This is a genomic window from Pedobacter antarcticus (assembly GCF_900103515.1).
In the GTDB taxonomy this organism is placed as follows: domain Bacteria; phylum Bacteroidota; class Bacteroidia; order Sphingobacteriales; family Sphingobacteriaceae; genus Pedobacter; species Pedobacter antarcticus.
Map to the genome: position 1 here is coordinate 236,918 of NZ_FNGZ01000005.1, position 24,667 is coordinate 261,584.

Genomic DNA, 24,667 nt, shown 5'->3' on the forward strand with positions numbered 1-24,667 from the left:
ATGAAACTCAACAAAACCATTATATGTACAGGCCTCGTATTGTTCGGCTGCCTGTTCGATTCCTGCAAAAAATTCTATGATGTAAATGAAGACCCTAATAATGTTCAGGATGTACCGGTTGCACAGTTGCTACCGTCTATTACAGTGAACGTTGGTTATCTAGGTGGAAGTGACCTTTTCAGGTATTCAGGTTTGATGATCCAGCAGTTTTCCGGTCAGACGACAAATACTTCACAAACTTTTAAAGAGTACGAACGCTATAATATTAATAACTCTGATGTAAATAATCAGTGGAGCTCTATTTTTGCCACACTATTAGCCGATATAGGGAAAATTATACCGAAAGCAGAAGCTTCAGCAAGCCCGCATTATGCAGGAGTAGCCAAGATATTGAAAGCTTATGTTTATCAGGTTACTGTAGATGGATGGGGCGATGTGCCTTATTCTGAAGCAGCTAAATTCGCAGAGAATTTGTATCCTAAATTTGATAATGACGAGGATATCTATGCAGATCTGATTAAGGTAATTGATGCCGGTATTGCAGACATTAATGCACCGACGTCAGTTTTTGAACCGAACCAGAACACAACGATCTACGCTGGTTCATGGGCGGATATGAAACCTAAATGGATTAAGTTTGCGAATACACTAAAATTAAGGATCTATTTACACTACAGTCAGAAAGATCCGGCTTTCGCAAGCAGTCAGATTGCTGCATTAGTGAATAGCGGAGCGACTTTTATGACGTCTAACGGAGATAGTTTTAAAATGAACTATTTAGCGGAAGCCGGTAGACAGAATCCAATAAACAGTATTGAAGGCGGCCAATTCAGGAATGCATTTTTCCCTAATAAAACGCTTGTAGATATGATGAATACGAAATCAGATCCACGTCGTCCTTCTTACTTTGTCAGATTTCCATACAATACATCACCGGCTACTTATAAAGGCGCCACGGTTTTAGATAATTCTTCGGTTGCTTACTCAAGGCTAAATACCTTCCTGAAAGGTGATGCAACGATTAACACAATCGTTCAGAATTCTGATGGGTCGATCACAGATGGATCTATTACCTGGTCAGGGAATGCACCGGCCAGATTGCTAACTTTTGCAGAATATAATTTTATCCGTGCGGAAGCTGCTTTGACACTGAATGCGCCTGGTGATGCACAGACGTTTTTTGCTGCAGGTATCAGATCTTCAATGGAAGAGTCTGGAGTTTCAGCTGCTGATATCACAGCCTATTTATCTGTTTATGGTACTTTAACAGGTAGTACTGCACAGAAGCTCGAGCAATTAATTACTGAAAAATTCGTAGCGAACTTTGGTGTATTGATGGAGCCTTGGAATGACTGGAGGAGAACAGGTTATCCAAACCTTAAAGCTTTACCCATCTCGGTAGCAGTTTACGATCAGATCCCAAGAATATTACCTTATCCGTTATCGGAAGAAAGCAGTAATCCAAACATTCCGGCAAGGAAAAATATGTTGGATCGCGTGTTCTGGGACACACGTCAATAAGCAAAACTAAATTTCCTAAAAAATGAACGATCATGAGCTAAAGCAGAGGATGCAATAGCTCATGATTGCTTTCATCAACTTAAAAACTAATTACATGCTGATTAAAAAAGTATTTTTAGTAGTCCTTGCATTGGGCATTCAGTTGTCATATGCACAGACCAAATCTACTACAGAAAGCCCTGCCGCTACGCCAATATTTGGTACCAGGCCTGAAGTAGAAGAAACTGTAAAAACAAAAGGATCTGTAACGATTAAAGGTAAAGTAATCAACTATACCGCGACCACTGGATATATGCTGCTAAGAACCGAAGAGGGCAAACTTCGGGGCAGGATATTCTATGTGGCTTACACGAAAGATAATGAGAACGATCTGACTAAAAGACCAGTAACCTACACCTTTAATGGTGGTCCGGGTTCTGCATCCCTTTGGTTACATATGGGGGTAATTGGTCCAAAAAGAATTGTAATGTCCGATAAAGGAGACGCACTTACACCACCTTATTCCTATACCAATAATGAATATTCCTGGTTAGATCACAGTGATCTGGTATTCATTGATCCAATAGGTACTGGTTACAGCCGTGCTGCTCCTGGAGTCGATAAGAAAGAATTTCAGGGTTATCAGGAAGACATAGAATCTGTAGGCGAATTTATCAAGTTATATACCTCACAGAACAAACGCTGGGGATCGCCGAAGTTTCTGGCCGGTGAAAGCTATGGTACAACTCGTGCATCTGGGTTGTCCAATTACCTGCAGAGTGCCTATAAAATGTACGTGAACGGTATTGTATTGATCTCCGCAGTTTTAAATTTTCAAACTATCAATTTCGGAATTGGTAATGACTTACCTTACCCATTATACCTCCCTAGTTATGCGGCTACTTCATGGTATTACAAAAAACTGAGCCCAGAATTGCAGGCTAAGGATTTGAAAACACTAACCGCTGAAGCAGAGGAATTTGCAATTAATGAATATGCAACAGCATTGGTTAAAGGCGATAAATTAACAACAGCAGAATATAACTCAGTAGTTAAAAAACTAAGCTTTTATACGGGACTGTCAGAAGTTTTTATCAGACAGACCAATCTTCGTATTGACCTGCCTCAGTATAATAAAGAACTTTTGCGTAAAGAGGGTAAAACTGTGGGCCGTTTAGATTCGCGCTTTACCGGCACAGACTTTAATGATACCGGTTCGTCTACTTCTTACGATCCAAGTAATACAGGTACAATCTCCGGCCCGTATACAGCAGGTATGTTAAGCTATATGGGTAAGGAACTTAATTTTACCAGTGACCTGACCTATTATACTTTAGGCGGAGGAGTCGGCCGATGGAATTACAGTAATGTGCAGAATAAATACCTGAACGTTGCAGAATACCTGAGACAGGCAATGTCTACAAATCCTTCCATGAAAGTTTGGGTATTAGGTGGTTATTATGATTTTGCAACGCCATATTTTGCTTCCAGGTATGTTATGAACCATATGGGTTTAAGACCGGAGCAGGCTAAGAATGTGACTTTCACCTATTACGAAGCCGGCCATATGCTATATATCCACATGCCGTCACTTCAGCAGATGAAGACCGATGCCGACCTGTATTATAAGAATACATTGGCAGAAATTAAATAATCACAATTGAAAAATGTATACACATGGAGTTATTTCATAAAAAATATATACAACGCAGCATTTTAACAGGCCTGCTGGCCGCTTTTGTCCTTTCTGTACAGGCACAGCCGGGACAGGGAAGGCAGGCCGCACCGGCCGCAGTAAATCCACTGGCTGCAGACAGTAAAGCAGCAGGCGTTTCGCTGCCACTAGATCCGGGTGGATATGTTATTTCCAATTCGGCAAATATTCCCGAACCGATTAGTACTAAACACAGTGTGACCATTAATGGTCAGGTAATTAACTATACGGCTACAACGGGTTATCTGCAGTTGAAAACTGAAGATGGCAAGCCTAAAGCAAATATCTTTTTTGTAGCCTATACCAAAGATGGCGTGACAGACCGCAAGGTAAGGCCAATGACCTACACCTTTAACGGCGGCCCTGGATCTTCATCTGTTTGGTTGCATATGGGGATCATCGGACCTAAAAGAGTACTTATGTCCGATAAGGGTGACGTACTTTCTCCGCCCTATAGCTATGTCGATAATGAATATTCATGGCTGGATAAAACCGATATGGTGTTCCTTGATCCGGTAACTACCGGATACAGCAGAGCAGTAACTGGTGAAAATGATAAACAGTTTCATGGTTATGATGAGGATATTCAAAGTATGGGTGAAGCTATTCGTCTGTACGCCACACGTTATGACCGCTGGCACTCTCCAAAATTCCTGGCTGGTGAAAGTTATGGTACTACACGTGCTGCAGGCTTATCAGAATACCTGCAGAGCAAATATAAGTTTTATCTGAACGGTGTCGTATTGATCAGTTCTATCCTGAATATGCAGACTGCAAGGTTTGATATCGGCAATGATCTGCCTTTCCCTTTATTTTTGCCAACTTATGCTGCGACTGCCTGGTACCATAAAAAACTGGATGCCGATTTACAGCGTGATCTTAAAACTACCCTTAAAGAAGTCGAGGCATTTGCGCTGGGTGAATATCATACTGCATTAATGAAAGGTTCAGATCTTACGGCTGCGGAGTATGAAAATATAGTGAATAAACTGAGCCGTTATACTGGTCTTTCCAAAGACTATATCCGCCAGACTAACCTGCGTATAGACATTCATAAATTCGATAAAGAACTGCGCAGGGAAGAAGGACTGACAGTAGGACGTCTGGACAGCAGATTTACCGGACGTGATTATAATGATGTAGGAGTAACCCCGGAGTTCGATCCAAGTAATGACGGAACGATTTCAGGACCATACAGTGCAGCGTTAAATCATTATGTACGTGCAGAACTGAAATTTAAAAATGATCTGCCCTATGAGATCCTTGGCGGACGTGTGCAGCCCTGGAACTATAATAACGTACAGAATCGCTATTTGAACGTGGCAGAGTCACTGCGAAAAGCGATGGCTGTAAATCCTTACCTGAAGGTGTGGGTACTCTGCGGTTATTATGATCTGGCTACACCTTATTTCGCAGCTGAGTATACTTTCAGTACGATGGGATTAAGACCTGAGCAGAAAAAAAATGTAAATTTCACCTATTACGAAGCGGGGCACATGCTATATGTACATAAACCTTCTTTGATTCAAGTGAAAAAAGATGCAGATAAGTTATACAACGATGTTATGAAGGAGATTAATTCAGCTCCCGTAAAATAAAATAAGACCAGCGCAACAGCTTTATCCCGTAAAGCTGTTGCGCTGTATATTCATCTCTCAACCCTAAATGATGAAAAGGAACCACTTCTACCTGACCTGTCTGTTCGCCTTACAGGCTGCAGGCCTTTCGGCGCAAACATTAAGTCCTGACAGTGCAGGCCTGGCGTTAAAACAACTCAGCGGGCTTCAGCAGGAAGTCTTAAAAAAAGCCACACAACCCGGTAAAGATCAGGTTGAGAGCCTATCCAGGCTATTACAGCTTGGCATGTGGGACCAGGTACTAGCAACCATTAACGGTAAAGGCAACCAGACACCAGATTTTCAGTTACTGAAAGCCGATTATCTGATCCTGACCAATGAACTGAAACAAGCTGAGAAGCTGGTTTATGAGGTGTTGAAAAAACAACCTTCCAATGAGAAAGCTATTCTTTTGAAGGCTTTCCTCGAAATTCAGGCCTGGCGTTTACCAGAAGCAGCTCAGATCTGCGAAGCTGCCCTGAAAAAACAACCATCCGAGAAACTATCCCTAATGCTTGGCCGGACCCGGCTCTTGCAGAAAAATTATAAAGAAGCATTAAAAATTGCTAAAGATGTCCTGCAAAAGAACCCCAAAAGTGCGGGAGCGTATTTACTGGAGGCAGACGTTTATTTCTGGGATCAACAACCTGATCTGGCAGAAGCACCTTTGAAACGTTCTCTTGAAATTGATCCTTACAACGCTGATGCCCGTTTTAGTTATGGCTATGCGATCTGGCGGAGAATTGATGCTACGCAGCTGAACGCAATGGCAGCACAGTGGGAGCTTGCACTGGCTGTAAATCCGCTGCATTTTCAAACCAACTGGCATTGGGGTAACGGGCATACCAACCTTACTTATGCCGATTATGCCGAAAAAGACGACGACGAAGTGAGAAAAGCGCTCGATAAATCTGACGATGCTGTAAGGCAAAACCAGGTGGATAAAGCCATTGCGATTACCAGGGAAGTAGAGAAACAATATCCCGCTTCAGTGCTTCCCGGAATGCGCAGAGCCTCTATTTATTATATTGCTTTTGATATGGACCGTAAATCTCGTCTGGATTCAGCACAAAAGATCTTCAGCAATATCTTAATGCGTAAGAAACATTATGGTCCGGCTCATAACGGACTTTCGGCTGTAATTAAATCTAAAAGGATTCCCTACCTGGCAGTTTATGACTCGATCAGTAATCAGTTGCAGACTACTAAGATTACAGACATGGAGAATTTCATTAAGGTATTTCCTGACGTCAGCTATTATCCAGGTGAAACGGTTAAGGCTATGGCCTGGAACCAGTTGTTTACCGCTGTGGTTTATTTCCCTTTCCTGTCTAAACAGGATAATGCGTTCCGGATTCCACCGTTACACAACGATTTGGCAATCACGATGAATTCTCCTTATTTCCGCTTTATGACAACCTTTGATAACAGGCAGTGGATGGATATCAGGGGAGTAGGAAGTGGTGCTGCCGCAATTGAATATGTAGAACGTGGTGCTTTTCTGGAAAGAAATGTGATTCTGCATGAATATGTTCACCTGTTTCATGGAAGAGTGCTTACAGATGCCGAAAACCGTCAGATTAAGGCCCTGTATTATCAGGCGATGAAAGAGAAACGTACACTCGATTATTATTCTCAGAATAATGAAAGCGAGTACCTGGCACAAACTTATCCGGCCTATTTTGAACCGGTTAAAGTACATCCGCTGGATTTTAAGTCTATGAATACCACTTCCGATCTGAAAACAAAAGATCCGGATATGTATGCATTTCTGGATAAACTAGTTAAAAAGGAAAAAGCTTACCTCGCTGGTGACAAACAGGCAATGGCTAGTAACTGGTCACAGGTTTATTTGAATCTGAGTGAGAAAGCTAAACAAAAAGACGGAGAACTTGCTGCACGCTATCTGGATACAGCATTGGTTTATGATCAGAAATACCTCCCTGCATATTTGAGTTATGCGGCATTATATAATACGCGGAAGGATTTTAAATCGGCAGAAAACTGGTTGAAAAAAGCTGAAGCAGTTGATGCGAAATACGCACCTGTTTATGCAGCGTATGCCGAGTGGTATGCTGCGCGCTTTGTCGCTAAAGAAATCGATTTGCAGACCGCTGTGAGTGAACAGGCAAAGTATCTGAAAAAATCATTTGAACTAGAACAGGATTATCAGGAGCTGGCTAAAGTAAATATGCAACTACGTGAAATGTACCGTAGAAATGGGATGATCGCAGAAGCTATCGATGCTGCGGGTGCCTATGGCAAAAGCGGTGCGACCGTCTCTACTTATCTGCGTGATAGAAGGGATGATGCGGTTGCTTTTGCTGCTGCATTGAAATCTGGATTAGGCTATTCCGACCAGGTTCAGGTATTACAGAAACTGGTTCTGCAGAAACCGCAGAATTATGAATACCGTAATTTGTATGCCGACGCTTTGGCGGCTAACGGAAACTATGCTGAGGCCGTTAAGACCCTGGAGCAGGCACAGCGTATACTTGCGGCTTCGGGAAATGGAAGATCGGACTATACCCTTCGCATTGCAGCTTTCCAGGTTGCTCAGGGTAATAAAGCTGCCGCAGACGAATTGATCCAGGCATTTCTGAGCGGTAAAACGCCGGTGCGTGAGAATGACAAACTTCGCTATGCCAGGCTGTTAATTGAAACAGGGCATCAGGAAGAAGCCTTCAAACAATTAAACACTGTAAAACCTGCGATAGATCTCTATAATCAGGCAGATTATAATTATACTGCGGGCCAGATATTGCTGTCACAAGGGAAAAAAGCCGAAGCCGTAGCAGCGTGGGAAAATGCCTTAGGTGCAAATCCATATCTACTGGAAGCTTATGGTCCGTTAAAAGCCCAATATTTGGCTGCTAACCAAAAATCTAAAGCAGATGCATTGCAGGCGAAGCTCGCGCAGTTACCAGTTCAGCCAGGACCGGGTTTCAAAAGATAAATTAACACTATTACCATAAAAAAAACATGTCTAAAATCGAAAACGAAACAGAAAACCATGAAATGAAGCGGGAGCTGGGCTTACTGGACGCCACGATGCTGGTTGTCGGATCTATGATTGGTTCCGGTATTTTTATCGTCAGTGCCGATATCACCCGTAGTGTGGGGAGTGCAGGCTGGCTGATTATTATCTGGCTGCTCACCGGTATGGTTACTTTAATGGCCGCTTTAAGTTACGGAGAGCTTTCTGCGATGTACCCGAAAGCAGGAGGACAATATGTATATCTGAAAGAATCATATAACAAGCTTATTGCATTTTTATATGGCTGGTCTACCTTTATGGTAATTCAGACCGGTACAATTGCCGCTGTTGGTGTAGCTTTTGCGAAATTTGCAGCTTATTTATACGCGCCACTGGGAGATGATAATATTCTGTTTTCTATAGGCGGTGTAAATATTAATGCTGCTCAGATATTGGCCATCAGTACGATTATTTTACTCACCTGGATCAATAGCCGCGGTGTTAAAAATGGTAAGATCATCCAGACGATATTAACGATCGTTAAAATTCTGTCCTTATTCGGATTGATCATTGCAGGTCTGGCATTTTCGTTTCGTACCGAAGTATGGCAGGCAAACTGGACAGATATGTTCACACCATTCAGGTGGGATGCCAGTACACAGACTAAAGTAACTATTGGTGGTGCTACTTTATTTGCCGGTGTAGTTTCGGCTATGGTGGGTTCGCTATTTTCCAGTGATGCCTGGAATAACGTCACCTTTATTGCCGGAGAAATTAGAAATCCGCGTAAAAATATTGGATTGAGCCTGTTTCTCGGAACGATGATCGTCACCGTAATTTACGTTTCGACCAACATCATGTACACTGCTGTTCTCTCTATGGAGGAGATTGCCAATGCACCTGCTGACCGCGTAGCCGTAGCAGCCTCGCAGTATATTTTTGGTACAGCCGGAACATTGGTTATCGCTATCATGATCATGATCTCAACTTTTGGGTGTAATAATGGCCTGATCCTTTCTGGTGCAAGAGTTTATTACACAATGGCACAGGATGGCGTATTCTTTAAACAAGCTGCGGTTCTGAATAAATTTGAAGTTCCGGGATGGGGTTTATGGGCTCAATGTCTATGGGCATCGGCTTTATGCCTGACTGGACGTTACGGAGATTTACTCGATTACGTAATCTTCGTGGTTCTGATCTTCTATATTCTGACTATCGGTGGTATTTTTATTTTGAGACGTAAATATCCGGATGCAGACAGACCATACAAAGCTTTTGGTTATCCATTTATCCCAGCACTGTATATTGTGTGTGCGGCGGTTATCTGTGGTGGATTATTGTATTATAAAACCAGTACATGTGGATGGGGATTGGTTATCGTGTTATTAGGAATTCCAGTGTATTACATTTCTGAACGTTACCGTAAATCTTAATTGAACAGATCTATATGAAACATCTCAAATTAACCAGCCTTTTGTTTACTGCGCTGTTGTTTTCCGGCCTGAGCAGTTTTGCCCAGGCACAGAAAGCGTCACCCAGAAATGATGGCGAAGGCCCCTGGCCACAACTTATTATCCGCGGTGTAACGCTCATTAACAGTACTGGTGCTCCTGCGATGGGACCTGTCGATATTGTTGTAGAAGGAAACCGGATCACAAACGTACAGGCAGTGGGTTCTCCGGGAGTTAAGATTAATCCAGCAAGAAGACCGGTACTTAAAGCAGGAGGGAAAGAATTGCAGGCAGAAGGGATGTATCTTTTACCCGGGTTTATTGATATGCACGGTCATATCGGCGGTGCAGAAAAAGGTTCCGACGCAGACTATGTCTTTAAATTATGGATGGCACACGGCATAACTACAATTCGTGAACCTGGCAGCATGAATGGTATAGACTGGGTGCTGGATCAGAAAGCTAAAAGTCTGCGCAACGAAATTACTGCGCCACGTATCTTCGCCTATACGGTTTTCGGTCAGGGTAATAAAACGCCAATTTCTACAGCGGAACAGGCTAGAGCCTGGGTACGTGAAAATGCGAAAAAAGGCGCAGACGGTGTTAAGTTTTTCGGTGCTTCACCGGAAGTGATGTTTGCAGCTATTGACGAAAATAAGAAATTAGGACTACGTTCAGCAGCACATCATGCGCAGACAGATGTAGGCCGATGGAATGCATTGAACAGCGCGAAAGCCGGTTTAACTTCTCTTGAGCATTGGTATGGTTTGCCGGAAGCGATGTTCAAAGACCGTACTGTACAACATTATTCTGCGGACTATAATTATCTGAATGAACAGGATCGTTTTGGCGAAGCAGGTACATTATGGAAACAAGCTGCGGAACCGCAGTCTGACCGTTGGAAAGAGCTGATCAGCCAGTTGCTGGCTTTAGATTTTACTTTAGATCCGACATTTAATATTTATGAAGCCAACAGGGATCTTATGCGGGCAAGGACAGTCGAATGGCACGCAGATTATACCATGCCTAAGCTTTGGGATTTTTACAGCCCAAGCTGGAATTCTCATGGTTCTTACTGGCATTCCTGGGGTACAGAACAAGAGAATGACTGGAAGCAGAACTATAAGCTTTGGATGGCCTTTATCAACGAATACAAGAATAGGGGCGGCAGGGTAACTGCAGGTTCTGATGCGGGCTTCATTTATGAATTATTTGGGTTTGCTTACATCAGAGAGCTGGAATTGCTTAGAGAAGCCGGATTCCATCCGCTTGAGGTAATTAAAGCAGCTACGTTAAGTGGCGCACAGGCATTAGGTATGGAGAAAGACCTGGGCAGTGTAGAAGTTGGTAAACTTGCAGATTTTGTAATCGTTGAAGAAAACCCATTGAAAAACCTGCAGGTTTTATACGGAACGGGAGCTATTCAGCTGAATGCAAACAACGAAGTGATCAGAGCTGGTGGTGTGAAATACACGATCAAAGACGGAATCATTTATGATGCTAAAAAATTATTGGCGGATGTAAAAGAGATGGTAGAAAAAGAAAAAGCCAAAACAGGTTATAAGCTTGTTCAGCCTGGCGTTCATCAGCATTAATAAGCTAATTTTTTTTATAAAAAGATTAGTAGAAAGCAAAATTAAGCAAAACGGTTAAAACCGTTTATATACAATGCTTTATAAAACAGTAGTCTTAGTTTGGAACTCGGTGTCTGATAGGTTTTGGTCTTAAAAATACAAACATAGGTTACTAATTCGTTACCGACTAGCAAAGGTAACTAAAGGTGTAACGGGTTATATTTCAGTATTTTGCACTATTTTTCATATTCCCCTGTAACTCAATACAACTTAATTTTAAACATTAAACATTTGAGTTATGGAGCAGACAAAAAAATCTACGTTCAAATTACTTTTCTACCTTAAAAAGAACGAACCGAAAAAGAACGGCAATGCCCCGATTATCCACTTGTATTTCAATAAATTCTTCATGTTCTGCCATTACTACACTTTATTTTAGTTGCTACAACTATTTGTATTAGTAAAATTTATGCAGCAAATATATCGGAAATAGAAACGTGGAGAGTGCATTGGAACAATTTTCGGATAAAAATCAGGTGGAGATCGTTTGGAAAAGTTTTCAACTTGACCCTTCCTTACCTGAAGTGGCAGAAGAAAGTTGTGTGGACTATATCGTCAAAAGCAAAGGAATTGGCCGGGAACAGATGAAAGGAATGCTATCGAATGTGGCATCATCAGCAAAACAAGTGGCTTAGATTATGATTTTGAAAAATGGGTCATGGTAAATTCGCTCAAAGCAAACAGGTTGCTGCAATTTGCAAAAACAAAAAATGCTGGCAATGAAGCCGAAGAACGATTGTTTTATCCATTTTTCACAGAAGGAAAAAATTTAGCAGACATAGACACGCTCATTCAGCTAGGCACAGAAATTGGTTTGGATCAACAGGAGTTAAAAACAGCTTTTACAGACTAAAAATATCTGAATTCAGTAAATAAAGACATTGATGAAGCCCGTAATATTGGAGTAAATGACCTGACTTTTTATGAGCGGAGGAAACTCTCATATCATCATATATATGACCGGAATAAGGACTGAAATTTTTAAGATGGTGGAAAAACATGCCGTTCAGTTTTAGAAGATATTGTTGCTAAATTAATGAATTAGTTAGCCAATAAGCTAACAATAAAACAGATTGATTCTAATAAAAGACATTATTATCCTAAAGCACAATATTTACGGTGCATAAGATTTCTTGATATTTATTGAACAACAAAACCAACAGATTTCCAGTTGGTTTAACTACTTCGTTTACTAATTCTTGTATTGAAGTAATAATTGTCTTAATTTTTATTGTGAATGATGATTGTTAACTATTCCTTTTTGTTGAGATAAAGTTCGTTCAGCCACTCCCTCACTTCCTAGCACATTTGAGCGGAAGAACAGCACAGAAATACACTTAATTTTAAAAATCAGAGAAATGTATAAGTGTTTCCGTGAAATCATCAAATGCCTCACAATGATTTGAAGGAAATTTGTAATCAGAAAATTAAATCATTTATTATGAAAAAGACAGTATTAATAACAGGTGCATCATCAGGATTTGGAAAAGCGTGTGCAAAATTGTTTCAAAACCAAGGCTGGAATGTCATCGCTGCTATGCGTTCTCCTGAAAAGGAAGAGGAATTAAAGGATAGTGAAAATCTGCTTTTGGTAAAACTGGACGTTACAGATTTGGAAAGTATTAAAAAATCAGTTGAACAGGGACTGGAAAAGTTCAGTACGATTGATGTTCTGATCAACAGTGCGGGTTACGGTTTGATAGGCGTTTTCGAATCTTCAGACGAAACTCAGATTCAAAAACAATTTGAAGTCAATGTTTTCGGCCTGATGAATATGACAAAAGCCATTTTACCGGCGATGAGAAAACAAAAAAGCGGAGTTATCGTCAATATTTCATCTTTCGGAGGTGTGACAGCCAGTCCTTTTACAAGTTTATACAACAGTTCGAAATTTGCCGTTGAAGGTTTTTCTGAAGCATTGTATTTTGAATTGTCATCTTTTGGGATTTCCGTTAAAATTGTGGAACCCGGAAGCGTTGCGACCAATTTCAGAAACGGAATGGAAATGATTCAGAATACGATTGAGGATTACAATCAGGAACTGGCGTCTTTCATTCCAAAGTTTACAAAACGTACGGAACATGTAGCAAATGCTACGACCGAAGAAGTTGCAAATACTATTTTTGAGGCAGCAACAGATGATCAATCCAGATTGAGATATAGTATTGGGGAGGATGCAAAGTTCTATATCGATTTGAAAAATCAAAATTCTGAAGAAGATTTTTTAAGATTTATGCAGGAGTAATCGCTGAAAAAAGATTTAACTTTACCATTAAAAATTCCAACGAAATGCCGGAATCATTCATCAATATTCATTCGATTTCAGAGTTTCATCGATATTATAGTCTTGAAAGTCCAAAACATCCTCTGGTAAGCGTTATCGACCTGACAAAAATCAAAAGAAAAGATGCGGATTCTGCCCAGCATTTTCATCATCTGGGTTTATATGCGGCTGTTTACAAAAAATTCGACGGCAGCTTTAAATACGGCCGTTCAGATTATGATTTTCAGGAAGGTGCTTTGATGTTCATTGCGCCTGACCAGATAGTACAGACAAGTTCTGATACCGATACTGAGATTGACGAAGGATGGTTTCTGGCATTTCACCCTGATTTCATCTATGGTTCCGAATTGGGCAAAAAGATTCGGAACTATACTTTTTTCGACTACTCAAGCAATGAAGCGCTGTACGTTTCTGATGAAGAAAAGAAAACGCTCGAGACGATAATTTCTGCCATTCAAACAGAATATTCAAAAAACATCGACCGCCACACACAAGGCTTGATTTTAAATAATATCGAGTTACTTCTCAACTATTGCGACCGCTTCTACGAAAGGCAGTTTTTTACGAGGTCAAAAGTGAGCAACGATATTCTTCATAATTTTGAACAGTTGCTCAATCACTATTTTGATGACGAAAATCTCATAGACAAAGGTATCCCCGAAGTGAAATATTTTGCAGAAAAACTTTATCTTTCTTCTAACTATTTATCCGACCTTCTCACTAAATATTCCGGAAAAACAACGATTGAACATATTCATCTCAGGTTGGTCGATAAGGCAAAAAATCTGCTGCTTGGAACGTCAAAATCTATCAGCGAAATTGCTTATGAGCTTGGATTCGAACATCCTTCACATTTCACAAAAGTATTTAAAACCAAAACAGGGTTATCACCACTTCATTTCAGGAAAAACCAGATTTCGTAGCAAATTGTACCAATTCTATTTCTCAGTGAAAAGACGGCAGGTCGGTCTTTGTTTTCAATAGGACTACAATTGAGAAATTCCCTATTTCCAATAACGGTATACACTTAAATGAAATCATTAAAAATTTAGTGATATTTAGAAATTAAATTAAGCATTGTATAAATTAACTCACTTACCAAGTATATAGTATATCATCAATGAAGTCCGCCCATAGAGGTAATATTGATAATTGCTCCGGATTTATTTTCTCTAAAGTGAGGCAAAATGGATTTAATTATCTGCATAGGACCGAACAGATTGATATCAAATATTTTGTGCAGTTGGTCATCATAAGTCATTTCAAATGCCCCAAATACAGAAAAACCTGCATTGTTGACCAATGTGTCGATACCTCCGAATCTTTCTATACCTGCTTTAATGGCGCTGTCAATACTTTCTAAGTTTTGTACATCAAGTTTGGCAACAAGAACATTTTCCAATCTGTTCAGTTCTGTTTCTTTCTCCGGGCCGCGCATCGTAGCTACGACATTCCAACCTTCGCGTTGAAATTTTAATGCTGCTGCTCTTCCTATACCTGAAGAGGTACCTGTAATTAAGATTGTTTTCATTTTACTTGTTTTAAAATTTTTCGAATATTTCAGTGTTGACGACTCCGCCTACCAATGGCAATACTTTTTTAAAGGATCCCCGAGTTAAAATCGGGGATTCTCTATTCTATGATTGATCTAGTACCAGTGAATGGATTTAAAAGTATTTGCAGGTTACTCTTTGCTGAGTTAAGTTTTCAATTCCGTACTATACGCAGTAACTGGTTTTTAAAGGCATTCGATTCGAATGACAAAACACTAAAAATGCCAATTTTAAGTAATTTTCTAGGCAGGCTCTGCCAATTTAGTTAAATTTGATGCGAAGGACTATATTAGTGACGATAGCTTTTAGTAGCATCTTCTAATATATCTGTCCCATAAAGAAAAAGCAATGATGTCAACCATAGAACCTCTAATTACTTATTTTAATAACTTCACTCCGTTAGATGAAGAGGAGATAATATTTGTAAGTACCTGTTTCAAATCGAGACTTTATCGGAAAAGGCAATATATTTTGCAAGAGGGAGATGTATGTAATAACTATAATTTTGTAGTACGCGGTTGTTTGCGAATGTATAAAATTGACAAAAATGGGAATACGCATATTTTACAATTTACATCAGAAAATGGCTGGATTGCCGATATAGGGAGCTTTCACGAGCACACACCATCAGAACTAAGCATTGATGCATTGGAAGACACTATAGTCTTACAAATCAGCTACGAGAATCTTATTGCAATTTATGAAAGATTTCCTAGGTTCAACCGCATTTTCAGAATATTGATGGAGAACGCATATGTCTCTCTTCAAAAAAGAATGTTTCAAAATATAAGTTCCCCAGCAGAAGACCGGTACAATTTTTTTATGGAGGTGTACCCTCATTTATCCAGTCGTCTGCCACAAACACAGATTGCTTCGTTTCTTGGTATTACCCCTGAATTTCTTAGTAGGCTGAGAAATAGACGATTAAAAAACAAGTCTTAAACTAGATCAATACTATTTCTTAAAGTAGTTCATTGGAGAAATGACTCCTTTTCTCCGAACTTTGCATTATCAAATTTATTTAATAATAAAAAAAGAAATAGTATGTCAAATACACAGAAAGTTGCCGTTATCGGCTTAGGAAATATTGGTAAAGCATTAGCCAATAATTTATTAAAAGGAAACAGAGAGATTATTGTTGCTTCCAAAAATTTTGAAGATGCCGTAGCTTTTGCATCCAATGCAGGAGATTTAGCAGAAGCCCTACAAATTGAAGAGGCCGTAAAATCTGCCGATATCATTATCCCGACCGTTTGGTTTAATGTAGGGCAAGAATTTGTACAGCAATACGCAAATGATCTGAAAGGGAAAATTATAATTGATGTTTCCAATCCAATTGCCCAAGATGAAAACGGAGGTTTCAAAAAAATAATTGCTGAAAATCAATCTTCTGGGCAGATCATGCACGACCTGGTTAGTGACAACGCAAAATTGGTTAAAACCTTTGGTACATTGGGAGTTGAGAGTTTAACGAATGCCGCTCACCAACAACCTGCTAACGCAATGTTCTATGCAACAGACCATAACGAAGTTTCTAATACAATCGAAATTTTGATAAATGATGCAGGGTTTGAGGCATTGAGTATTGGAGGTATCGATCAGTCCATTCGTATGGAAGTCTTTGGTGATTTGCACGAATTCGGTGCAATCGGAAAGTCGGTAACGGCTACTGAGGGCAAATCGAAAATATAAATTTGTCATAATACTAAAATCCTCATTGCTGGATTGTATCCTATATCCAAATAATTAATAGTGGATGATGTAAAAAAAAAGCGAGTTCTGATTTAATCAAAATCAGAACTCGCTTTTACTAACATTAAGATAATTTCTTTTTTATACACATTACTTCGGGTGCAAATATTCACATTTGACCAAGCAGACATTAGTCATATTACAGTTTCCATTCAGCTTGCCGTTTACCTTATTATTCTTGAGACTTTATAGGGATATCTTACTTGAGTTAGGTAATTACTAAAACACCGTAATTAATAGTTACAAAAAACTCATAAATCAGACAAATAACGCCAAGCAATGCCATTAAGTGCCACATTCTAACATCCTCTCTTAATAGCCTTTAAATTCAAGTTCCGAACATTAAGACTAAAGATAATGCAGGGAGAAGACGATTTAAGAGTTTAGCCAAAATAATGGCTTTTATGCGGGCAGTAAGTATTCTTTTGATACTGATGCACCTTTATTGGTTCTGCTACGGTTTCTTTTTAGAACGTGGTTGGACGTTGGAAGTAATCAACAAAATATTAGGCAATTTTCAGCGTACAGCAGGACTGTTTTCATATGCCCTCTATACCAAAGTCTTCGCCTTGGTATTACTGGCTTTAAGTTGTTTTCGAGCAGATCAACGGTAACTATCCCTGTAAGGGCAACTTTATTTACAAATTCTCCATTACTCATAACAATTAGCTTTAAATGCTGAACTTATCGTGCTATTTAATCTTTTGTAGAACTTCGGCATATACCTTTTCTACCGCAGACCAATCGAGCAGTGACCAAAAAGCATTAAGATAGTCCGCCCTTTTGTTTTGATATTTTAAATAATAGGCGTGTTCCCATACATCAACGCCCAAAAGGGGGAATCCTCTGCTGATAATACTCGTATCCATTAAAGGATTGTCCTGATTGGGAGTGGAACTTACCATCAAACTTCCGTTATATTTAACCAGGAGCCATGCCCATCCTGAACCAAATTGACCAAGTCCGGCTTTGTTGATTTCTTCTTTAAGCTGTTCTAAACTTCCGAAACTATTGTTGATTGCCTCTAATAGCTTTCCGTCTGGAACTAGTTTAGGTTGAGGCGATAATATTTTCCAAAAAAGGGAATGGTTGTAGTGTCCACCACCGTTATTGCGAATGGCAGGACTGTGTTTGCTGACTTCGTTTAAGACTTCTTCTACGGTCTTGTTTTCAAGCTCAGTTCCGGTAATTGCTTTGTTATAGTTGTCTACATATGCCTGATGATTTGCTTCCTTCTATGCGATTTGAGTTATAGGTCAGATCGATTTGCGTACGGTGATAAATACCACCTTTGAGCTTCATTTCTTTTTGCTCGTTGAGATGATTGAGTAATTGATTATCACTAAATTTCTTCTTATTTGCTTTCTCAGGCAATATTGCATCATCGGGAATATTCCATGTTTTACCAGTTAAGAATGCTCCCTTAATCCTTCCTGTAGCACAATAATTCCGGACAGTTCTTTCGGGAATGTTCCGCTTTTTTGCAAATTCACTTACTGAAATATAATTCATAGCTTTTGATTATAAATGCCGTTATCGGCAAATATACAATAAACAACAACTGTCTAATCCTCAATTGTTGCCGATAACGGCAACAATTGAGGGTTTTATTTCCTGTGTGAATATGTAACCCTCCCTTTTTTCGGACTGGTTTAGGAGACGAGAATTCAAAGGAGCATAAAACCTTAGCTTTTGCTCTTTTTTTTGTGCCCTCACCTTAATCATGTTGTTCATTCCTCTACTAAGTTTACCTGAATTTTTATTGGTTAGCTCGCTTTACACTAAAAGGCTATTGAGCCGGTATTGATAGGGTATTGAAAGGGTGTTCAGTCGGTAATTGGGTATATCAACACCGACTGAACACCCTTTCAATACCCTATCAACACCCTTTTAAACTTTAACGTTAGTCGGAGTGTCCTATACTGGAATTACTGTATAAAAAACCATCGGACCCGACGGAAGGTCAAAAGAATCGTGCAGTTATTCCTTTACAGACTTACCCAATTGTATGCTTAAATTCAAAAAAAAATGATTGCTCCACAACATTTGGCATTGATCCTCAACAATTCCGCTTGATCCATTGATCAATTAGCTGCCCAAAAATATAGGCATAAAAAAAGCCTTCCTGAGGGGGAAGGCTTTAGAGCGAAAGACGAGATTCGAACTCGCGACCCCGACCTTGGCAAGGTCGTGCTCTACCAACTGAGCTACTTTCGCGTTGATTACGTCACGAAGATAGATATTTTTTCTTTTTTATAAACCCCGTTTTGAATATTTCGCGGAACACTCTGAATTTCAAGCTGAAAAAATAACAGTAAAATAATGTAGAGTGTCTTTTATGCGAATAAAAAGGTTTTACAGCTATTATTTCAGACCGAAACCTCCGATGATTTCAAATTCCCTTCCGCTGGGGCTGCCTTCGATAATAGGGAGTGCCTGTAGTACCAATTCTGCAGCGCCTTCCGTCTTTAAAGATAAATGATGGTCTTCTTTAGTATCCCAGATCTCTGTTACCCAGAACATATTTTCATCGTCTTTGTCCCTGCTGATAATGTATAAATTACATCCCTTTGTTTTAGAGACCAGTTCAGATGCCTGGAGGAGAATTGAAGCCAGTTGTTCTGCGTTACCTGGTGTCGCTTTTAACTTGCCGTGTAGTCCGTATTTGCTCATAATAATATTTGGTTTTGATGGATTCGTTCTTTAACGGTTATCCCAAAATAGTAATATTATTTGCTAAATTATTCTTTGAACGGACATTTTACATAGGATGTCAGGAGTTTATAAAAAACCTTTTTATGGTAAAACAGTCTTAACATTTACTTAATCATTCTGCAGCTACTTTAGCCGCTAAATCAAAACAGGTTTCTAAGGTTTATTATTTAACCAGTGGGAACAGGTGTCAACAGGTTTAATAAGATATGGATTCACGTAGAGACTTTCTAAAAAAAGCAGCATTACTAACCACAGGTGCCGGCCTGATTAATAATTTGCCGCCCGTTATACAAAAGGCATTAGCTATTGATCCGGCAGCGGGCAGTACATTTTACGATGCAGAGCACGTTGTATTCCTGATGCAGGAGAACCGTTCCTTTGACCATGCATTGGGAACACTGCAGGGGGTTCGCGGTTTTAATGACCCCAGGGCTGTACAGTTACCAAATAAGAATAAAGTATGGTTGCAATCTAATAAAGAAGGGGAGACCTATGTACCTTTTCATCTTGACATCAAAGAAACTAAAGTCGCGTGGATGGGCTCTACACCACACAACTGGACAGATCAGACCGATGCCAGGAACGGTGGGAAATACGATCAGTGGCTGGATTTCAAAAAACCATATAAAACAACATATGCGCATATACCTTTAACCATTGGATACTGTAAAAGGGAAGATTTCCCATTTTACCATTCTTTAGCTGATGCGTTTACTGTCTGTGATCAGAATTTTTGCTCCGTACTTGCCGGGACGCATCCTAACCGTTATTACTGGATGACAGGTACTGTCCGGGAAAAAAATAGTCCAGAAGGAATTGCACATCTCTGGAATAACAGCAATTACGATATACCAACACTGAACTGGAAAACTTATCCGGAAAGGCTGGAAGAAAACGGGGTCTCCTGGAAAATCTATCAGAATGAACTGACCATGGGTTTTGGCCTGAATGGAGAAGAAAGCAGTTGGTTAAGTAATTTTGGTACAAATGTATTGGAGTATTTTGAGCAATATAATGTCAGACTTCATCCCAGTGCAGTATCGAACCTTCAAAAAAAGAAAAAGTTGCTTGAGGTCCATCTGGCGGAAATGCCTGCAGATTTAAGCGATGATGAGCAGAAAAAGCTAGAGGCAATGCAGAAATTGCTACGCAAAATTGAGCTGGATCAGCAAAAATATACGGTAGAAGCCCATAACGCCTTGTCTGAAAAAGCACAGCGATTAAATGCAAAAGCATTTACTACCAATACGAATGATCCGGATTTTCATACATTAACTCCGCTTACCTATACCGATAAAGGCGTAGAAAGAGAGTTGAATATTCCAAAGGGTGATGTGTTGCATCAGTTCAGGAAAGATGTAAATGATGGCGCTTTACCTGCAGTTTCCTGGTTAATGACGCCTGCAAATTTCTCAGATCATCCCGGTGTGCCCTGGTTTGGTTCATGGTTTGTGAGTGAGGTTATGGAAATTCTGACCAAGAATCCGGAAGTTTGGAAAAAGACAGTTTTTATTATGACCTATGATGAAAACGATGGTTATTTCGACCATGTCCCACCCTATGTGCCGACACACCCGTTTAAAGCGAATACAGGTAAAATGTCTAAAGGCCTCGATGCAAAACTCGATTTTGCTGCCCGGGATCAGCAGACGAACCCTTCGGCGCAACCGGAAAAGATTAGGGAGAGCCAAATTGGATTAGGCTATAGAGTTCCGATGATCATTGTTTCACCTTGGACTAGGGGTGGCTATGTGTGTTCCGAGGTTTTTGATCATACTTCTTCACTCCAGTTTCTGGAGAATTTTATAGAGAAAAAATTCAATAAAAGTATCAAAGAAGAGAATATAACGCCTTGGAGAAGAACGGTGTGTGGAGATCTTACGGCTGCATTCAGACCTTATAATGGTGAGAAAATTCAGCAACCTGAATTTCTGGAGAAACGACCTTTTATGGAAAAGATTTATTCTGCGAAATTTAAGGAAGAGCCGGATAATTTTAAAGCATTGAATGCAGAAGAGATCAGACAGGTAAACGAAAATCAGGCTGCTTCTACCATATTTCCACAGCAGGAAAAGGGAGTCAGATCTGCCTGTGCAATCCCTTATGAACTTTATGTTAATGCAGTTTCAGCGCAGGGCAAATTGAAATTAACTTTCCATGCTGGTCAGAAAGTCTTTGGCAAAAAGTCTGCAGGCAGTCCTTTTACGGTATACGCGATGAATCCTTATCAGAATGAAACCTTAAGGGTATGGGATTATACAGTAGCTGCGGGCGACACGCTGGAAGATGAGTGGACGATAAAAGATTTCCAAAAGGGCAGGTATCATTTACACGTGCATGGACCGAATGGTTTTTTCAGGTCTTTTCAGGGAGCTGAATCTGATCCGTCATTACAAATTCAGATACGCTACGAACAATCTCCGAACAATCCTTTAAAGCTAAGTGGGAACGTGATTGTTACAGTTAATAATACAGCAACAACTGTAAAAGAAATAGAGATTTCCGACTTGAGCTATAAGACAGGGAAGCAAATATTAAAAGTGCCTGCTGCTAATAAGGCGAGTCTGGTGCTGAATTTAAAAAACAGCTATAACTGGTACGATTTTACTGTTGGCCTGAAAGGTGAAAGTAGCTTTATTGCACAGTATGCCGGACGGGTTGAAACAGGGCAGGTTACCAAAACAGACCCGCTAATGGGTAGAATGGTTTAATATACAGCGCAGCCTCCTTTAAATTTAAAAGAGGCTGCGCTTTTTTATAACCTTCTTAAAGCATCTTCGTTGCCTAATTTTGTGTCATTTTTCTGTACACGTGATTTTCCGAATTTATAGGTGAAACCCGCATAAATTCTTTTGCTGTCGGTATTTAATCTTTCTGCAGAACGGAAACTTCCGTAATCTCTGGAGACAACATAATCATTACGTTTAAATATCAGTTCATTTCCACCTAATCTAAGCTGACCCTTACCTTCCCATAGGTTTAGCAGAAAGGAAGCGTCTACATTTTTATTACCTGTATTATGTGAGAGATCCTGTACGTAGTTTGTCCAGTAATAAGCGTCTATCTGAAATTTTAGCTTTTCGGAAAATTTGAATACGTGTGATGTCCGAAAATCTGAATGAAAAGCAGATAGTTTATATTGCCGGCCAAATACCATGCCTTCAGCCTGGTTGTATCCGATCGGCGTACCGCTGTTGATGGTTTCCCACCAACTAGTAATCTGTAAAGGATAGAACAAGTAAAGGGAAATATCTGAAGCACTTTTTAAGTTCTGACGGGAATAGTAGGTCACTTTAGTTGCATAATCCTGTTTGACCGGAAAAAGTCCGATCAGCCCTTTATTTCTCGTGTAAATAGCAGACAGATTAAGCTTATGAATATTAGCGTTTACGGAATAGATATCGTCGAAAGCAGGTACCAGTGCTGGGTTGCCTTGTTCAATTGTATACTGATTGGTCGAGACCATATAAGGTACTAACTCATTATAGGGGGCGCGGCTGATCGTTTTTTTATAGGAAGCCGATATATCAACGTTTTTATTCAACTGCTGCTGCACTAGAAGTGTGGGGAAGAGGTTTGTATAATGCTGGCGAAAATGTTCTGCGAAATTCGCCCTGGTATCTTCCAGACGCAGCCCAGCTTGTATTTTAGTGTCTGACCAACCTTTGGAAACTATCCCATATGCACCGCCAATAGATTCCTGCAAGGTATTCTGACTTGAAAATTCAGGAACTTGTTGCATCTCTCCGGACCGGTCGTCTTCGTAATTGACACTTGTTTTGGAATCGGTTTTCTGGTATTTAACACCGGTTTCCAACTTCCAGTTATCTTTAAACTGTCGGGTGTAATCTGCCTGTGCAATATAAACATCTATATTACCCCTGTTCCTGTTCTGATATAGGAAAGGGGTTTTGATCAATTTTCCGGATCCATCATAAAGTGCAGATGGAAATTGCTGGAACATGTCTCTTTCCCAGGGGGTAAAGGTTGCCAAAATTGTTAAATCATGCTTTCCCGAATCCGCTGTAAGGTGATAATTAATATTATAGGTAGAAGATCTGATTTTGAGGTTAAAATCGGCATCAGTCAGTAAGATAGAGTCTGGCTTTGCATTCAGCCTTCCAAATTCGTTTTGTGTAGCCCAGGGACCTTTAGCATCGTATCTGTTCAAGTCGGCGAACAGCCCGATAGTTTGGTTTTTGTCTAGTTGATACTCCACGCTGCCCTGAAAAGAGTAGTTATTGTAATGCGAAATCCGTTTCCAGTTATTTGTCAGGAAATATGAAGGATCTGAAGGATCCTGAAACCTGGTGCCGGTAAGGCCAAAAAGGTTATCGCCTTTATTGAGCCCGCCATTTGCAGAAATAGTTAAGCGGTTACGCTTATAGGTAGTGGAGAGGTTTGTATTACCATTAGCATACTTTCCTGCAGAACCATCGAGTCGAAAGTTACCGGTTAGACCTTCTAACTGACTTTTTTTAGTAATGATATTAATTACGGCGCCGTAGGACGCGTCATATTTGGCTGAGGGTTGGGTAATCAATTCAATCTTCTGGATATTTCCTGCCGGCATTGTCTGCAGGATGTTTTCCAGTGAAACATCAGGAACCGGCTTGCTATCAATCAAGATCATAGTTTTCTTTCCCTGCAAGCTCACACTGTTGTCTGCGGAAACCCTAACGAAAGGTGCGGAGCGAAGTAACTGTAAGGAATTGCCGGCAGCCATAGCACTATTTTCGACATTATAAATAAGCCTGTCACTTTTCGTCTCTACCAGTGGTCTGGCAGAAGTAATCTTCACTTCTTTTAAAGTTTCTTCAGATGCACGCATCGCGATAGGTTCAATCGCTACACGTAATGTCCCGCCAACAGTAAAAGGTTTTGTGATATAGGGCAGTTTTCCTATCGCAGAGATTCTGATCTTATAAACACCTGCTTTAATTCCCGTAAAACCGAAATTACCATCAGGGTCAGTCAATGCATTCAGCACTAAAGCAGAATCTGCCGCAGTTAGTAAAGTGACTTTGGTATAGCCCAGGGGCTGTTGATGCTCGTCCAGTACACGTCCGGCGATCTGTTCCCTTACTACTGAATCCTGCCCTGTCAAACCCGGGGCAGAGATTTGGTGTATCTGAGGAATTGAAGGCACTGGTTTAGGGAAGATGGAATAGTTTTGAGCATCGACTTTATACCAGGAGAGATTTAAGGGCGCTAATAAATTATTTAGTACCTCGTTGATAGATTTACCTTTATAATGTGCTGCGTCGTATATTACTTTTTGATGGATTACGTTTGTCTCTTCATATAAAAAGTTGACCTTATATTGTATTGTTAAAGAGGACAGCACACTAGTCAGTGACTGCGGCGTTCCTGCTGGTTTAACCTGTTGGGCTATGGCATCGGCCGAACATAAGAAGAACATACTAATCACTATGATTAGTCCTGTTTTGAAATATTTTTCCATGATTCTC

17 protein-coding genes, 1 tRNA gene and 1 pseudogene are annotated in these 24,667 nt (G+C 40.1%); 13 read left to right on the forward strand and 6 right to left on the reverse strand.

What is annotated here, in order from left to right:
- The 9 genes from BLR53_RS12590 (at position 1) to BLR53_RS12630 (ending at position 14,099) form a co-directional block, all read left to right on the forward strand.
- Positions 1–1,521: a SusD/RagB family nutrient-binding outer membrane lipoprotein gene (locus BLR53_RS12590; protein ID WP_037439305.1), complete on the forward strand. Its 1,521-nt coding sequence runs from the start codon at positions 1–3 to the stop codon at positions 1,519–1,521.
- A gap of 94 nt (positions 1,522–1,615) precedes the next feature.
- Positions 1,616–3,154, forward strand: a complete 1,539-nt coding sequence (locus BLR53_RS12595) for a S10 family peptidase (RefSeq protein WP_083332072.1) — start codon at positions 1,616–1,618, stop codon at positions 3,152–3,154.
- Between the two features lie 23 nt (positions 3,155–3,177).
- On the forward strand, positions 3,178–4,812 hold the full coding sequence (locus tag BLR53_RS12600) for a S10 family peptidase (protein ID WP_083332073.1): 1,635 nt from the start codon (positions 3,178–3,180) through the stop codon (positions 4,810–4,812).
- Between the two features lie 67 nt (positions 4,813–4,879).
- Complete coding sequence (locus BLR53_RS12605) at positions 4,880–7,786, forward strand: tetratricopeptide repeat protein (RefSeq protein WP_074590117.1); 2,907 nt, start codon at positions 4,880–4,882, stop codon at positions 7,784–7,786.
- A gap of 26 nt (positions 7,787–7,812) precedes the next feature.
- On the forward strand, positions 7,813–9,240 hold the full coding sequence (locus BLR53_RS12610) for an APC family permease (protein ID WP_037439302.1): 1,428 nt from the start codon (positions 7,813–7,815) through the stop codon (positions 9,238–9,240).
- A gap of 14 nt (positions 9,241–9,254) precedes the next feature.
- Positions 9,255–10,853 carry an amidohydrolase family protein gene (locus tag BLR53_RS12615; RefSeq protein ID WP_037439301.1) on the forward strand — a complete coding sequence of 533 codons (1,599 nt, stop codon included), beginning with the start codon at positions 9,255–9,257 and terminating at the stop codon, positions 10,851–10,853.
- Between the two features lie 577 nt (positions 10,854–11,430).
- On the forward strand, positions 11,431–11,745 hold the full coding sequence (locus BLR53_RS19785) for a DsbA family oxidoreductase (RefSeq protein ID WP_074590119.1): 315 nt from the start codon (positions 11,431–11,433) through the stop codon (positions 11,743–11,745).
- Positions 11,746–12,333: 588 nt separating this feature from the next.
- Positions 12,334–13,137: an SDR family oxidoreductase gene (locus BLR53_RS12625; RefSeq protein ID WP_083332076.1), complete on the forward strand. Its 804-nt coding sequence runs from the start codon at positions 12,334–12,336 to the stop codon at positions 13,135–13,137.
- A gap of 44 nt (positions 13,138–13,181) precedes the next feature.
- A complete protein-coding gene (locus BLR53_RS12630) occupies positions 13,182–14,099 on the forward strand; it encodes a helix-turn-helix domain-containing protein (protein WP_074590121.1) in 918 nt (305 codons plus the stop codon).
- Between the two features lie 194 nt (positions 14,100–14,293).
- Here BLR53_RS12630 and BLR53_RS12635 read toward each other — a convergent pair whose 3' ends face one another.
- Positions 14,294–14,707 (reverse strand): SDR family NAD(P)-dependent oxidoreductase, encoded by a 414-nt coding sequence (locus BLR53_RS12635; protein WP_074590123.1) that lies wholly within the window; start codon positions 14,705–14,707, stop codon positions 14,294–14,296.
- A 373-nt stretch (positions 14,708–15,080) separates the two neighbouring features.
- On the opposite strand from BLR53_RS12635, the gene BLR53_RS12640 reads away from it, so the two are divergent.
- The 3 genes and pseudogenes from BLR53_RS12640 to BLR53_RS12650 all read left to right on the forward strand — a co-directional run.
- Positions 15,081–15,671 carry a Crp/Fnr family transcriptional regulator gene (locus BLR53_RS12640; protein WP_218122984.1) on the forward strand — a complete coding sequence of 197 codons (591 nt, stop codon included), beginning with the start codon at positions 15,081–15,083 and terminating at the stop codon, positions 15,669–15,671.
- Positions 15,672–15,773: 102 nt separating this feature from the next.
- Positions 15,774–16,421 carry an NADPH-dependent F420 reductase gene (locus BLR53_RS12645; RefSeq protein ID WP_074590127.1) on the forward strand — a complete coding sequence of 216 codons (648 nt, stop codon included), beginning with the start codon at positions 15,774–15,776 and terminating at the stop codon, positions 16,419–16,421.
- A gap of 417 nt (positions 16,422–16,838) precedes the next feature.
- Positions 16,839–17,074 (forward strand): annotated as a pseudogene (locus tag BLR53_RS12650) (YWFCY domain-containing protein); the annotation flags it as partial.
- A gap of 99 nt (positions 17,075–17,173) precedes the next feature.
- Here the strand turns inward: BLR53_RS12650 and BLR53_RS12655 are convergent.
- From BLR53_RS12655 to BLR53_RS12670, 4 genes are all read right to left on the reverse strand, one after another.
- Positions 17,174–17,671, reverse strand: a complete 498-nt coding sequence (locus tag BLR53_RS12655; RefSeq protein ID WP_083332077.1) for a superoxide dismutase — start codon at positions 17,669–17,671, stop codon at positions 17,174–17,176.
- Between the two features lie 7 nt (positions 17,672–17,678).
- Positions 17,679–17,993: a MerR family transcriptional regulator gene (locus tag BLR53_RS12660; protein ID WP_074590129.1), complete on the reverse strand. Its 315-nt coding sequence runs from the start codon at positions 17,991–17,993 to the stop codon at positions 17,679–17,681.
- A 632-nt stretch (positions 17,994–18,625) separates the two neighbouring features.
- Positions 18,626–18,698, reverse strand: a tRNA-Gly gene (locus tag BLR53_RS12665).
- A gap of 147 nt (positions 18,699–18,845) precedes the next feature.
- Positions 18,846–19,154, reverse strand: coding sequence for a putative quinol monooxygenase (locus BLR53_RS12670; RefSeq protein WP_037439297.1), 309 nt, complete (start codon positions 19,152–19,154; stop codon positions 18,846–18,848).
- Positions 19,155–19,402: 248 nt separating this feature from the next.
- Here BLR53_RS12670 and BLR53_RS12675 point away from each other — a divergent pair, with 248 nt between their 5' ends.
- The gene (locus BLR53_RS12675) at positions 19,403–21,907 is read left to right on the forward strand and encodes a phosphocholine-specific phospholipase C (protein ID WP_074590131.1); all 2,505 of its coding nucleotides are present in this window, start codon (positions 19,403–19,405) and stop codon (positions 21,905–21,907) included.
- Between the two features lie 44 nt (positions 21,908–21,951).
- Here the strand turns inward: BLR53_RS12675 and BLR53_RS12680 are convergent, their stop codons facing one another.
- Positions 21,952–24,660: an outer membrane beta-barrel protein gene (locus tag BLR53_RS12680; RefSeq protein ID WP_037439294.1), complete on the reverse strand. Its 2,709-nt coding sequence runs from the start codon at positions 24,658–24,660 to the stop codon at positions 21,952–21,954.
- Positions 24,661–24,667: the final 7 nt, after the last annotated feature.

Coding starts and splice junctions, on each gene's coding strand:
- BLR53_RS12590 (WP_037439305.1), top strand. CDS start 1: ATGAAACTCAACAAAACCATTATATGTACAGGCCTCGTATTGTTCGGC.
- BLR53_RS12595 (WP_083332072.1), top strand. CDS start 1,616: ATGCTGATTAAAAAAGTATTTTTAGTAGTCCTTGCATTGGGCATTCAG.
- BLR53_RS12600 (WP_083332073.1), top strand. CDS start 3,178: ATGGAGTTATTTCATAAAAAATATATACAACGCAGCATTTTAACAGGC.
- BLR53_RS12605 (WP_074590117.1), top strand. CDS start 4,880: ATGATGAAAAGGAACCACTTCTACCTGACCTGTCTGTTCGCCTTACAG.
- BLR53_RS12610 (WP_037439302.1), top strand. CDS start 7,813: ATGTCTAAAATCGAAAACGAAACAGAAAACCATGAAATGAAGCGGGAG.
- BLR53_RS12615 (WP_037439301.1), top strand. CDS start 9,255: ATGAAACATCTCAAATTAACCAGCCTTTTGTTTACTGCGCTGTTGTTT.
- BLR53_RS12625 (WP_083332076.1), top strand. CDS start 12,334: ATGAAAAAGACAGTATTAATAACAGGTGCATCATCAGGATTTGGAAAA.
- BLR53_RS12630 (WP_074590121.1), top strand. CDS start 13,182: ATGCCGGAATCATTCATCAATATTCATTCGATTTCAGAGTTTCATCGA.
- BLR53_RS12635 (WP_074590123.1), bottom strand. CDS start 14,707: ATGAAAACAATCTTAATTACAGGTACCTCTTCAGGTATAGGAAGAGCA.
- BLR53_RS12640 (WP_218122984.1), top strand. CDS start 15,081: ATGTCAACCATAGAACCTCTAATTACTTATTTTAATAACTTCACTCCG.
- BLR53_RS12645 (WP_074590127.1), top strand. CDS start 15,774: ATGTCAAATACACAGAAAGTTGCCGTTATCGGCTTAGGAAATATTGGT.
- BLR53_RS12660 (WP_074590129.1), bottom strand. CDS start 17,993: ATGAATTATATTTCAGTAAGTGAATTTGCAAAAAAGCGGAACATTCCC.
- BLR53_RS12670 (WP_037439297.1), bottom strand. CDS start 19,154: ATGAGCAAATACGGACTACACGGCAAGTTAAAAGCGACACCAGGTAAC.
- BLR53_RS12675 (WP_074590131.1), top strand. CDS start 19,403: ATGGATTCACGTAGAGACTTTCTAAAAAAAGCAGCATTACTAACCACA.
- BLR53_RS12680 (WP_037439294.1), bottom strand. CDS start 24,660: ATGGAAAAATATTTCAAAACAGGACTAATCATAGTGATTAGTATGTTC.